Annotated in this window: 10 protein-coding genes; 4 read left to right on the top strand and 6 right to left on the bottom strand. The window is 71.5% G+C overall.

Annotated elements, in window-relative coordinates; all coding sequences use genetic code 11:
* Positions 1-3 precede the first annotated feature (3 nt).
* Positions 4-549 (bottom strand): LOG family protein, encoded by a 546-nt coding sequence (locus C1I93_RS22510; RefSeq protein ID WP_111245290.1) that lies wholly within the window; start codon positions 547-549, stop codon positions 4-6.
* A gap of 3 nt (positions 550-552) precedes the next feature.
* Entirely contained in the window at positions 553-1,386 is an 834-nt protein-coding gene (locus C1I93_RS22505; RefSeq protein ID WP_111245289.1) for an LOG family protein, read from the bottom strand.
* Between the two features lie 139 nt (positions 1,387-1,525).
* On the opposite strand from C1I93_RS22505, the gene C1I93_RS31730 reads away from it, so the two are divergent.
* Positions 1,526-1,687 (top strand): hypothetical protein, encoded by a 162-nt coding sequence (locus C1I93_RS31730; protein WP_181445287.1) that lies wholly within the window; start codon positions 1,526-1,528, stop codon positions 1,685-1,687.
* Between the two features lie 47 nt (positions 1,688-1,734).
* Here the strand turns inward: C1I93_RS31730 and dapE are convergent, their stop codons facing one another.
* Positions 1,735-2,808: a succinyl-diaminopimelate desuccinylase gene (gene dapE, locus C1I93_RS22500; protein WP_111245288.1), complete on the bottom strand. Its 1,074-nt coding sequence runs from the start codon at positions 2,806-2,808 to the stop codon at positions 1,735-1,737.
* Between the two features lie 140 nt (positions 2,809-2,948).
* Between dapE and dapD the strand changes: the two genes are divergently transcribed.
* Positions 2,949-3,908 (top strand): 2,3,4,5-tetrahydropyridine-2,6-dicarboxylate N-succinyltransferase, encoded by a 960-nt coding sequence (gene dapD / locus C1I93_RS22495; RefSeq protein WP_111245287.1) that lies wholly within the window; start codon positions 2,949-2,951, stop codon positions 3,906-3,908.
* A gap of 104 nt (positions 3,909-4,012) precedes the next feature.
* Here the strand turns inward: dapD and C1I93_RS22490 are convergent, their stop codons facing one another.
* The gene (locus C1I93_RS22490; RefSeq protein ID WP_111245286.1) at positions 4,013-7,354 is read right to left on the bottom strand and encodes a S8 family serine peptidase; all 3,342 of its coding nucleotides are present in this window, start codon (positions 7,352-7,354) and stop codon (positions 4,013-4,015) included.
* Between the two features lie 140 nt (positions 7,355-7,494).
* Here C1I93_RS22490 and C1I93_RS22485 point away from each other — a divergent pair, with 140 nt between their 5' ends.
* Both C1I93_RS22485 and C1I93_RS22480 read left to right on the top strand, forming a co-directional pair.
* Positions 7,495-8,052 (top strand): sugar O-acetyltransferase, encoded by a 558-nt coding sequence (locus C1I93_RS22485; protein ID WP_111245285.1) that lies wholly within the window; start codon positions 7,495-7,497, stop codon positions 8,050-8,052.
* Between the two features lie 102 nt (positions 8,053-8,154).
* A complete protein-coding gene (locus C1I93_RS22480; protein WP_111245284.1) occupies positions 8,155-10,773 on the top strand; it encodes a hypothetical protein in 2,619 nt (872 codons plus the stop codon).
* Positions 10,774-10,810: 37 nt separating this feature from the next.
* On the opposite strand, the gene C1I93_RS22475 is transcribed toward C1I93_RS22480, so the two are convergent.
* Both C1I93_RS22475 and C1I93_RS22470 read right to left on the bottom strand, forming a co-directional pair.
* Positions 10,811-11,467, bottom strand: coding sequence for a nucleoside/nucleotide kinase family protein (locus C1I93_RS22475; RefSeq protein ID WP_111245283.1), 657 nt, complete (start codon positions 11,465-11,467; stop codon positions 10,811-10,813).
* Positions 11,467-12,036, bottom strand: a complete 570-nt coding sequence (locus tag C1I93_RS22470) for an SIMPL domain-containing protein (protein ID WP_111245282.1) — start codon at positions 12,034-12,036, stop codon at positions 11,467-11,469. Before C1I93_RS22470 ends, C1I93_RS22475 begins: the two co-directional genes overlap by 1 nt.
* Between the last annotated feature and the right edge of the window lie 94 nt (positions 12,037-12,130).

Here is a 12,130-nt window from a genome sequence, read left to right as displayed (position 1 = left end):
GAGTTAGGGGAGGTGGGATTCGAGGAGGTTTAGGGCGGCGGGGAGGGTGTCGGCGATGCGGAGGAGGTCGAAGCCGGCGGGCTTGAGGAAGTTCTGGTCGGTCAGGTTGCGCAGCCAGTCGACCAGGGGGCGGTAGAAGCCGTCCGTGTCCACCAGCACCATCGGCTTGTCGTGCAGGGCCAGGGTGGCGGTGGTCCAGACCTCGAAAAGTTCGTCGAGCGTGCCGAGCCCGCCGGGCAGGGTGAGGAAGGCGTCCGACTTCTCGACCATCAGGATCTTCCGACTCGCCATCGAATCCGTGATCACCAGCTCGTCGGAGGCCAGGTCGGCCACCTCCAGGTCGACCAACGCCTGCGGGATCACGCCGATGGTCCGCCCGCCGGCCGAGCGTGCGCCCTCGACCAGCGCGCCCATCATGCCGACGCAGCCGCCACCACTGACAAGCGTGTGGCCGCGGCGGGCCAACTCCACGCCGGTGGCCGTCGCGAGGTCCAACCAGCGCTGGTCCAGCGTCCGGGAGGAGGCGCAGAACACACAGATCGCCGCCATCTCCTAGCGCTCTGCTTCGCCGGCTGCGGCCTGCTGGTCAGCGGCGGTCCGGGCGACGGCGTCCGCGCGTACCGCCTCCTGCTCGGAACTGAGCGCGGCCTCGGCCTCCACGATGTGCCGGACCGCTGCGGCCACGTCGTCGGTGACGCAGATCAGATCCAGGTCGACCGGCCCGATCTTCCCCTCCGCGGCCATGGTGTCCCGCAGCCAGTCGAGCAGGCCCTGCCAGTAGGCGGTACCCATCAGCACCACCGGGAACCGGGTGACCTTGCCGGTCTGCACCAGGGTGAGCGCCTCGAAAAGCTCGTCCAGGGTGCCGAAGCCGCCGGGGAGCACGACGAACGCCTGGGCGTACTTGACGAACATGGTCTTGCGGGCGAAGAAGTAGCGGAAGTCGATCGCCAGATCGACCCAGTCGTTGATGCCCTGCTCGAAGGGCAGCTCGATACCGAGTCCGACGGAGAGCCCGCCGGCTTCGCTCGCCCCCCGGTTGGCCGCCTCCATCACCCCGGGGCCGCCACCGGTGATCACCGCGTACCCGGCGCGGGCCAGGGCGGCGCCCACCGCCTCGGCGAGCTGGCACTCGGGGCTGTCCGGCTTGCTCCGGGCGGAACCGAAGACGCTCACCGCCGGCGGCAGGTCGGCCAGAGTGTCGAAGCCCTCGACGAACTCCGACAGGATGCGCAACGCGCGCCAGGAGTCCTTGGTCTTCCAGTCGGCCCGCGCCCGCGAGTCGAGCAGACCCTGGTCGGCGGTGCTGGTGGTGGCCGCCTGACGACGCAGGGTGACGGCACCTCGATGCCGCTCCCGCCCTGGTTCACGGTTGCTCTGGCTCATGGAAGCAACCGTAGTGGAGCCGTGACGAGGAACTTGGCAAACACTTCGTGATCTTGTGCAACCAAATCGCTTTCCCGTACGTCTTACTATTCACATACCGGGTATGCCCCGGCACGCGGGCTTCGGGGGAGGAGACAGCGTGATCAACAACAGCAACGAACGGATCCGGATCCGACGACAGATGCAGCGGCGTATCCGTGATGTGGTGGCCGAGCGCCGCCGCGCCCGGCTGCTCGACGAGACCGAGCCGGAGCCGGCCGCCGAGATCACTGCCACCGAGACCCGCCTGACCGCCGTCTGACCCGGGACGGTCTCCCCGCGGCGGCGGGCCGGCCGGAGCCGGAGCGCTCAGGCGGGAGACAGCCAGCGGTGCAGGGTGGCGGCGCCGTCGCGGATCTTGCCGATCTCGACGTGCTCGTCCGGGTGGTGGGCCAGGTTGGGGTCGCCCGGGCCGAAGTTCAGCGCCGGGATCCCCATCGCCGCGAACCGGGCCACGTCGGTCCAGCCCAGCTTGCCGATCGGCACCGTGCCCACCGCCGCCAAAAACTCTCGCGCGGGTGGGGCCTCCAGGCCGGGCAGTGCCCCGGCGGCGTAGTCGGTCACCGTCAGCTCGTAGCCCGCGAAGACCTCGCGCAGGTGCGCCTCGGCCTCGGCCGGCGTACGGTCCGGGGCGAACCGGTAGTTGACCTCGATCTCGCACCGGTCCGGCACCACGTTCCCGGCCACGCCGCCGGAGATCCGCACCGCGTTCATCCCTTCGCGGTAGTCGCATCCGTCGATGGTGACCCGCCGCGCCTGGTACTCCGAGAGCCGTCGGAGCAGCTCACCGGCCCCGTGTATCGCGTTGACCCCGTGCCACGATCGGGCCGAGTGGGCCCGGATCCCGGTGCTGACCACCGTGGCGCGCATGGTGCCCTGGCAGCCCGCCTCCACGATCCCGTACGTCGGCTCCAGCAGCAGCGCGAAGTCGGCCGCCAACCACTCGGGATGTGCCTCGGCCACCAGGAACAGGCCGTTGTAGCGGGACTCGATCTCCTCTGCCTCGTAGAAGAAGTACGTCACGTCGTAGCGGGGGTCGGGCAGGGTGGTCGCGAGATGCAGCGCGAAGGCCACGCCGGACTTCATGTCCGAGGTGCCACAGCCGTACATCAGATCGCCGCGCATGGACGACGGGAAGTTGTTGTTCAGGGGGACCGTGTCCAGGTGCCCGGCCAGCACCACCCGGGACGCCCGGCCGAGGTCGGTGCGGGCCATCACCGTGTTGCCGTGCCGGAAGGTGCTCAGGTGCGGCACCGTCCGCAGGACCTCCTCGACGCAGTCGGCGATGGCCTTCTCGTTGAGGGACACGGACTCGATGTCGACCAGCGCACGGGTCAACGCCACCGGATCGGCGAGGACCTCGGGGGTAAGCGGGTTCTCCATGGTCCGCACGGTACCGTCACAACCGGCAGCCGTCAGACGCGCGCCCGCCGGCACACCATCCGCGAAGCGCGAGGAGTGAGCTGGCGAGCCCCGCAGTCGCGAGCAACAGTCAGCAACAGCACGGAACGAGGAGTGAGCACGTGACGTCCACACAATCCGCGTGGGGCATCGGCCTGGCCACCGTCGCCGCCGACGACCAGATCCTCGACACCTGGTACCCGACCGGCAAGCTGGGTCTGGGCGAGCTGCCGCTGGTGCCCGGCGAGGACGAGGCCGACGTGCTGGACCTGCCGCCGGGCGCGGTCGGCGACCTGGCGCTGCCGGGTCTGCGTACCGTCGCGGTGGTCACCGTGATCGGCTCGTTGGCGGACCCGATCAAGGACGCGGCCGACGCGTACCTGCGGTTGCACCTGCTCTCCCACCGCCTGGTCCGACCCAACGAGCTCAACCTCGACGGCATCTTCGGCAAGCTGGCCAACGTGGCCTGGACCTCCGCCGGACCGTGCCCGCCGGAGCGGGTGGACGAGCTGCGCGTCATCGAGCGGGCCGCCGGCCGCCACCTGGCCGTGTACGGGGTGGACAAGTTCCCCCGGATGACCGACTACGTGGTGCCTGCCGGGGTGCGGATCGCCGACGCCGACCGGGTCCGCCTCGGCGCGCACCTGGCCACCGGCACCACGGTCATGCACGAGGGTTTCGTCAACTTCAACGCCGGCACGCTCGGCACCTCCATGGTCGAGGGCCGGATCGTGCAGGGCGTGGTGGTCGGCGACGGCTCGGACATCGGCGGCGGCGCCTCCATCATGGGCACCCTCTCCGGCGGCGGCACCGACAAGATCCGCATCGGTGAGCGCAGCCTGATCGGGGCGAACGCCGGAGTCGGCATCTCCCTCGGCGACGACTGCGTGGTCGAGGCGGGCTGCTACATCACCGCCGCCTCGAAGATCAGCCTGCCGGACGGCCGGGTGGTCAAGGCGCGCGAGTTGTCCGGCGTCGACGGCCTGCTCTTCTGGCGCAACTCGGTGAACGGCGCGCTGGAGGCCCGGCCCCGCACCGGCCGCGGCATCGAGCTGAACGCCGCCCTGCACGCCAACGACTGAGGGTGCAAGGAGGGGCCCCCTGCTAACGCCTCGCGTATAGCAGGGGGCCCCTTTTAACACCGATCGGCTACCGGCGGCCGCTGGTGGCTACCGGGCCGCGCGGCTCAGCGCAGGCGGTACGCCTGGATGGTCCGCTGGGTCACCGTGTTGCCGGCGGTGTCCTCGGCGCTGGCCCGCAGCGACACGTGGCCGGTGCCGCGCGGGTGCTGCACGGTGGCCTGCCAGCCGCCGCCGCTCTTCTTCACCTTGGCCCGCTGCCAGTTCCGCCCACCGTCGTACGAGACTTCCACGGTCAGCGAGGCGGTCCTCGCCGCCGGAGCGCCGGGCTGACGCTCCACCGTCACCGGGATCACGAAGGACCGGCCGGCCGGCGCGGAGTGCTGCGCGTCCAGCTTCGGCGTGAACCTGATCACCGAGGCGGGCAGCGGCACGAACTCGTCACCCCGCACGTGCCGGGACCGGAACGTCCACGCGGTGGCAATCTCCGTGCTGAGATCGGTGAAGCTGCGCTTCGCCGACGTCTCCAACCGGTAGTTGGCCGCTCCGGCAGGCACCTCGAAGTACCCGTCGCCCGGGTACTCGCTCTCGTCGACCAGCTTGCCGTTGCGGTACAGGGCCGTCCGCCCCGTGTCGACTATCGACGCACCGGTGTGCCCCTGGGCGTCACTGTGCATCGGCAGGCTGAGCAGGATCAGGTCGCCCTGGCGGGTGAGTCCCTGACCGGGCCAGTCAGGTGCAGGGAAGAACGGCCCGTAGGGCGCACCGTTCCAGGTGTCCCGGTAGTCGCGGCCGGCGCGGTACCCGCGAGTGTCGTCCCACAGCAGGGCCACCGGGTCGAGCCACGGCTGCTCGGTCGGCGTGCCGATCCACAGCTCGGTGCTGTAGTGCACCTTCCCGGTGTTGTAGTACTCGACCCGCTGCGCCGGTGTGGTGCCGCGCACCACGGCCGCCCAGCCGCCCAGGTCGGGTTCGAAGACGGGGAAGGCCAGCCGCTCGGTGGACGTGCCCTCCGGGCCGCTCTGGAACGTCTGCCGGATGGTGGCCAGGTCACGGCTGCGGTAGTGCTTGGTGAAACCGGTCGGCATCCGGCCCTCGATGCGCTCGGCGAGCGCGTAGAAGTACGGGCTGTGCTTCACCTCCCGATCGGCGAACTGGGTGTTCACCGTGACGAAGAAGTGCTCAGCCGCTGTCGGCCGACCGATCTGCCCGGTGTGGACGGCGTCGGCGTCGCCGCCCACCACACCGAAGAGGGAGGCGCCCTCGTCGACGGTGAAGGCCGCGTCGACAGCGACCATCGCCCGCTTCGCCGACTGGTCCGGCACCGTCATCCGCACCGCCCCTGTCTTGCGCGCGTCGACCGTGACCTCGGCGTCTCCAGTCACCTCCAGCTCCGGCTGGACCACGAGCGTCTGGACCTCGCCCTCTGCCTCGATCACGAAGCTGGCCAGGCCGTACCGCCCCTTGGGCACCCGTACCTCGGCGGTGCCGTCCGGGTCGTACGCCATGAAGTCGCTCAGGTCGGCCAGGCTGACCAGGAAGGTGGCGTGGTCGGACGACGCGGCACCGGCACGGTCCAGATGGCGCACGGTGAGCGTGTAGCTCTCCACCTCCTTGTGCACGGCCACGGGGGTGTTCACCACGGCGTCGCCGGCGCGGGCGACGACCCGGCCGGTGTAGTGACCGTCCGGGGTGTCGACAGTGGTGTCGGCGGTGACGGTGGCCGACGCGGTGCCACCGGGCGGGACCACCACCCGCGAGGTGCTCAGCGAGAACATCTCCGCCGGTGCGGCCACCCCATCGGGGCCGGTGGCCTCCACGGTGAGGTCGAGGGTGAGCGGTGCCGACCCGGTGTTGCGCCAGCTCAGCTCGCGGACGATGGGCTCGTCGTCATCGTGCGGCCAGAAGGCACGACCGAAGGAGACGCTGGCCGGCTCGCTGATCAGTGACTGGGTGATGGCCCGGGCCACGTCGACCCGGCCGGCCCCCTGCTGGTACGCGGTCAGCTCCGGATGGGGCCGGGCCGAGCCCATGAGCAGGGCCTTGAGTTGGGCCGGCGTGGCGTCGCCGCGCTGCTGGGCGAGCAACGCCGCCGAGCCGGCGACGTGCGGCGCGGACATCGAGGTGCCGGAGAGCGTGACGTACTGCTCCCCCACCGGCTCGCCGAGCTCGGTGCCCTGCCCCTTGGCGGCGACGATGTCCACGCCGGGGGCGGTGATGTCGGGCTTGAGCCCGTCGTCACCGTTACGTGGGCCCTGGCTGGAGAAGAAGGCGAGTTCGTCGTCCCGGTCGACCGCGCCGACGGCGAGCGCCGCGTCCGCGCTGGCCGGCGAGCCGACCGTGCCGGCCCGGCCGCTGTTGCCCGCCGAGATCACGAAGAGCGCACCGGTCTGCTCGGTGAGCGTGTTCACCGCTTCTTCCAGCGGATCGATCTCCGCGGTGTCGTATCCGCCGAGGCTCAGGTTGATCACGTCGGCCTGCTGGTCGACGGCGGCCCACTGCATGCCGGCCAGGATCGCCGACTCGGTGCAGCCGTACTCCTCGCAGACCTTGCCGGAGAGCAGCGTCGCGTCCGGTGCCACGCCGCGGTACCGGCCGTCGGAGGCGGCGCCGCTGCCGGCGATGATCGACGCGACGTGGGTGCCGTGCCCGACGATGTCGCCCGCAGCCTCCTCCTCGGTGAAGTTCTCGGCTTCGGCGACCCGCCCGGTCAGGTCCGGATGCGCGGCGTCGACGCCGGTGTCCAGCACCGCGACCCGTACGCCCTGGCCGGTGAAGCCGGCCTGGTGGGCGGCGGGGGCGCCGATCTGCGGCACGCTGTGTTCCAACGTCAGTTCGCGCCTGCCGTCGAGCCAGACCCGCTCGACACCCCCCGCCGCGTCGACGCGGGCACCGGTGCCGGCGACGGCGGCCCAGACCTGGCTGGCCTGCCGCTTGTCGGCGGTGGCGGCGACACCACCGACGGCCGCCAGGTCGCGGGTGACGGTCACCCCCTCGGGGGCGGTGGTACGCCGTGCCGCGTCGGCCCGGTACGTCATGATCAGAGGCAGGTCGTCCCGGCGGGCGTCGTCGTAGCCGGCGGCGATCAGGCCGGTCACGTCGAAGAGCCGGCGATCGACCCGTCCGTCCCGGATCAGCGGGAGAGCGTCCTGCGGCACCACCCAGAGGTGGTCCCGCTCCCGCTGGGTGAGGAAGGTGACGTCGGCACGTCCGTGCGCCGGCTGGACGCTCGTCGCGCCGGAGGCGCTGACGGTGACCCGGTCACCGGTGAGCAGTGTGACGGTGGTCGGCTTGCCGCTCTGCGCCGGGCGAGCGGCGTCACTGGCCGCGGCGAGCTGGGCGGACGGCGGCGTGGTGGGTCGGTGCGGTGCGGCTGCGGCGACGGCTGGCGTGCCGAGCAGCAGTCCCACCGCGAGTCCACCGGCGGTCAGTTTGCTCTTTCGTGGCAACTGATCCTCCTTCGTGGAGCGTCTCTGTCGACGAGGGATTCATCGACAGCTGTCGTCTATGCATACTGAGTATGCAATGGAGAGTCAAGGGAACAGCACGGAAAGTCCGCACACCGACTCATTTACGGCATGATCGATAAATGACGTCCATGAAGAGCCGCATGCTGGCCGGAGAGCCGTATCTCGCCGACGACCCGGAACTCATCGCCGACCACCTCCGGGCGCTGCGGCTGATGGAGCGGGTCAACACCAGCAGCGTCGACGACCCGGACGGCCGGCGGGCCGCGCTCGCCGAACTGCTCGGCGAACTCGGCGAGGAGACAGGCATCCGCCCGCCGTTCTACTGCGACTACGGCTACAACATCCGGATCGGACCGCGCAGCTTCGTCAACTACCACGCGGTCTTCCTCGACGTCGCACCGATCACGCTCGGCGCCGACGTTCAGGTCGGGCCGAACGTGCAGCTACTCACCCCGACCCACCCGGTGGAGCCGGAGGCGCGCCGGGCGAAATGGGAGGCGGCCAAACCGATCACCATCGGCGACAACGTCTGGCTGGGCGGCGGAGCGATAGTCCTCGCCGGGGTCAGCGTCGGCGAGAACACAGTCGTCGGCGCGGGCGCGGTGGTGACCCGGGACCTGCCGGCCAACGTGGTGGCTGTCGGCAACCCCGCCCGACCGGTACGCGAGATCAACTAACCTCACCAACTCCTCCACCTGCGAAAATACCTCTTCAGGGGGTGGCGCTTCACGCCAAAAACGAGCACTCTGGGTAACGGAGTCGTCACCAGGAGGCTTGTCATGGGCGGCCGGATCCTCGAACTACGCGTGCACGGCGTGTCGAACACACCGCCCGCCGAAGCCCTCGGACTGACGCCCGAACCGGGCGGCGAGGCACCCCAGCCACGGCTGGTCGCCGGCAGCCCGATCACGGGTTTCTACCGCTCCCCCACCGCCTCGCCGTTCGACCCGGTCGCTGTTGAGGCGTACAGCTGGGGGCAGTTGACCTCCGGCGCGCGGACCGCGCGGGACGTGGAACGCGCGCTCTGGACGCTGCTGTTGCCGTTCACCCTGGCCAACGTGGCGCTGCACGCCCGCCCCGGGATACCGCCCGACCCGGCCGGCGAACGGCTGGTCAGCCGGTCCGGAATCACCGCCTGGCTGATCCGGCTGTTCTGCCTCAGCCTCACCGGAACGCTGGTGCTGGCGCTCACCGGCGTCGGGGTCGACCTCATCGCCTGGCAGTGCGTCGACCAGACCTGCCTGAACCGCATCCCGGGGCCGTGGGAGTTCCTCGCCGGCACCTGGTGGCAACAGGGTGGGCGGACGCTCGCCGTCGGCCTGGCCGTGCCGCTCGCCCTGATCGCCGTGCTCGGCCTGGTCGCCTGGCGCACCTACCAGTACGAGGCGGTGATGCCGGCCGACCCGTCGCAATCGTCGGCACCCCACCCGCCGGCACCTGTCGACGCCGAACTGCCCGCCGACCAGCCGACCGAGGGACAGGCACCGGCATCGGAGCCACTCGCCGGACCGTTCACCAATCCACTCGAAGATCCCACGTTCTGGTGTGGTGAGGGGCAACTACGGCGCGCCGCCGTGCTGCACCTCTGCACCGGCACGGTGGTGGCGACAGCGGTGCCACTCGGCACCGTCCTGGTGCTGGATCCACCGGACGGGGCACGCGCGGTGGTCGGCTGGACCAGCACCGCCCTCTTCGCCGCGGTGCTGATGATCACGCTTGTCGCGCTCGGCCGGCCCTTCCTCACCCGACGCCACGGTGCCACCCCACTGGGCCCGTGGAGCATCGCCGTCATCGTCTTCACCGGCGTCGGGTTGGCCGGCACCGTGCTGTTGCTGATGCTGCCCGACGGCCCCGCCGGCATCCCGCTGGCGACGCTGCGACCACCGCCGGACTGCGGCGGGCACCCGATCCCACCCGGATGCCTGGAGGACCGCTCACTGCCAGGCTTCGACCGGATCCTCGCCTGGTTGGTCACCGGCCAGTTGCTGCTGCTCATCACCATCGGCGCGATCGCCCGCTCCGGCCGTCGGGGCGCCGTGGCGCCGGCCACCGCCGCCGCGCTCATCGTCCTCGGCGCCGCCTGGGTCCGCGGTTGGCTGCCCGGCGTCGCGCCCGCCCCGTTCCAGGTGTGGCAGCTCGCGATGGTGCTGCTGGCCCTCGCCGGCACCGGCCTGCTGCTGCCGCGCACCCGGCCCGGCACCGGGGCACCAGCGCGGGAACCGCACACCGACGTGGCCTGGCGCGGTCAGGCCCCGGCCGTGATCGCCGGTTTCGGTTGGCTGCTCTGCCTCGCCTACTGCGCTGGCGCGCTCTACTGGATCACTGATCGGCTCAACGGTGGCGCCCCGCCCGGCGGTCGCACCCTCGTGGTTGCGCCGACACCTGTCTCCTGGGCCGCGCTCTGCTTCGGCGGCGCGCTGCTGGTGCTGGTCGTGCTCGCGATCCGCGGCTTCGTCCTCTTTCACCAGCTGCGGTACGAGGAGTACGCCGGGCTGAAGGCGAGCGGACCGCTGACCGCGCACGACCTGCGCCGAGGACGGGACGTGAGCAGCCACCGCGCCCTGCACCGGCTGGTCGGCGAACACGCCATCCGTCTGATCGGCTGGTACGCCGCCGTACTCACCGTGCTGGCCGCCTTCGCCTGCGTCGCCGTCCTCTCCCCCGCCCGCCCGCACCCGGCCTCGGCGACCGGCAGCGCCGCCCTGGTCAAGCTCGTCACCGACCTGGGCGACTCGCTGCTCGGCTGGCTGCCGGTGGCGATCGCCGCTCTCGGCCTGCTCGTCTACCGCAACAACGCGGTACGGCGGACGGTCGGCGTGGTCTGGGACCTGGGCACCTTCTGGCCGCGTGCCGCGCACCCGCTCGCCCCACCGAGCTACGCCGAGCGGGCCGTGCCCGAACTGCTCACCCGCACCGCCGGACTGCTCGCGCTGACCGAGCAGGACCCACGCCGGATGGAGGGCATCATCCTGTCCGGGCACAGCCAGGGCACGGTGATCTGCGCCGCGGTCATCCTGCAACTGCCGCAGCGTTGGCGGCGGCGGATCTGGTTCTTCTCCTACGGCTGCCAGCTGACCCGGCTCTACGGCCGGATCTTTCCCGCGTACTTCGGGCCGGACCGGCTGCCGTCGCTGGCCCGCGCGCTGACGCGCCCCTCCGGAGGGACCGGGTGGACGAACTTCTGGCGCGACACCGATCCGCTCGGGTGGCCGGTGACCGCGGGGGAACGCGAGGTGGCCGTCACCGACCCCGAGGCGCTGCACCCCCGCGACGGCGAGGTCGCCGATCCACCGATCCGCAGCCACAGCGGCTACCCGGAGGCGATCGAGTTCCAACGGGAACGGTCCCGGGTCGCCTGGCTGCTGCGACGTCCGGTGCCAGCACCCCGCCGAGGCTAGCCCGGTGGCGGCGCGGCCAGGCCGGCTCGGTGGCGACTCAGCCAGGCTGGGCCGGTGGCGACTCAGCCAGGCGTACGACCAGGTCGGCGCGGTCGGCGGTGCCGGACACCAGCGCCGCGTTGACCTCGTCGCTGCCCAGCGCCCAGTTCTGGGCCTCGGCCGGCGACCGCCCGTAGGCGACGTGCCGGGCGACCAGCCGTCGATGCCGCAGGTCCGGGTCGATGTCCAGGAACCACGCCTCGTGCAGCAGCGCGCGCACCTCGTCCCAGGGCCAGTCCGGGATCAGCAGGTAGTTGCCCTCGGTGACCACCAGCTGAACCTCGGGCGGCACCTCGATCGCCCCGGCGATCGGCTCCTCCAGGTCCCGGCGGAACTCCGGTGCCCAGACCGAGGTCGGCTCCTTGCGACGCAGGCGGCGCAGCAGCGAAACGTACCCGTTGGCGTCGAAGGTGTCGATGGCGCCCTTGCGGGCGGAGCGGTCCAGCCGACGCAGCTCGGCCTGGGCCAGGTGGAAACCGTCCATCGGCACCAGCCGGGCGGCCGGTCCCACCGCCGCCACCACCTGCTCGGCAAGTGTCGACTTGCCCGCGCCGGGGGCACCGGTGATGCCGAGCAACTGCCGGGGGCCGGCCTCGGCGAGCGACCGAGCACGGGCCAACAGTTCCTCGACGGGCAGCACCCGGGCGGCGGGCATCAGGTCAGGACCGGACGGCTGATCGAGAAACGGGCGCGTACCGCCGCGTGCACCCCCTGCGGCTGCGGGTCCAGCTCCAGCTGCGGGGGGCCACCGGCAGCGCCACCGGCGTCGAACGCCACCCGCGCCATCATCGGCTGCGCCGTGCCGCCCTCGTCGGCCAGCTCGATCAGGTCGGTGACCTGGGCACCGAGCGCCTCGGCGTACTCCCGGGCGCGTTGCAGGGCGTCGGTGATCGCGGCCTGCCGGGCCTCGCGATAGGTCGGGCTGTCCGGGCGCAGCGACCACCATGGCCCGGCCACCTCGACCTGGTCCTGGTCGGCCAGGCGCAGCATCAGCTCACCGAGGGCGGTGAAGTCGCTCACCGTCACCGTGGTGACCACCGAACCGTGCCAGGCCACCACCCGCTCGCCGGAGCGGCGCGTCTCGGGTCGTACCCGAAGATCGCCGGTCTCCCGGCGGTCGATCGCCGGTTCGGCGGAGTCGAGCAGCACCCGGACCGCGGCGGCCCGCTCGGCCAGCCGGGTCAGGGTGACCTCCCGGTCCCGGTCGCGGGCGAGCGCGGTCACCGCGAACCGGGCGACCTCCGGCTCGACCTCCCGGTAAGCCTGTCTCTTATAAACATCTCCGAGCCCACGAGACTAGCGCTCATCTCGTATGCCG

Source organism: Micromonospora endophytica, assembly GCF_003236305.1.
GTDB classification, from domain to species: domain Bacteria; phylum Actinomycetota; class Actinomycetes; order Mycobacteriales; family Micromonosporaceae; genus Micromonospora; species Micromonospora endophytica.
This window is presented reverse-complemented; position numbering and strand designations above follow the sequence as displayed.

Coding starts and splice junctions, on each gene's coding strand:
- C1I93_RS22485 (WP_111245285.1), top strand. CDS start 7,495: ATGACGTCCATGAAGAGCCGCATGCTGGCCGGAGAGCCGTATCTCGCC.
- C1I93_RS22475 (WP_111245283.1), bottom strand. CDS start 11,467: ATGCCCGCCGCCCGGGTGCTGCCCGTCGAGGAACTGTTGGCCCGTGCT.
- C1I93_RS22510 (WP_111245290.1), bottom strand. CDS start 549: ATGGCGGCGATCTGTGTGTTCTGCGCCTCCTCCCGGACGCTGGACCAG.
- C1I93_RS22480 (WP_111245284.1), top strand. CDS start 8,155: ATGGGCGGCCGGATCCTCGAACTACGCGTGCACGGCGTGTCGAACACA.
- C1I93_RS22505 (WP_111245289.1), bottom strand. CDS start 1,386: ATGAGCCAGAGCAACCGTGAACCAGGGCGGGAGCGGCATCGAGGTGCC.
- dapE (WP_111245288.1), bottom strand. CDS start 2,808: ATGGAGAACCCGCTTACCCCCGAGGTCCTCGCCGATCCGGTGGCGTTG.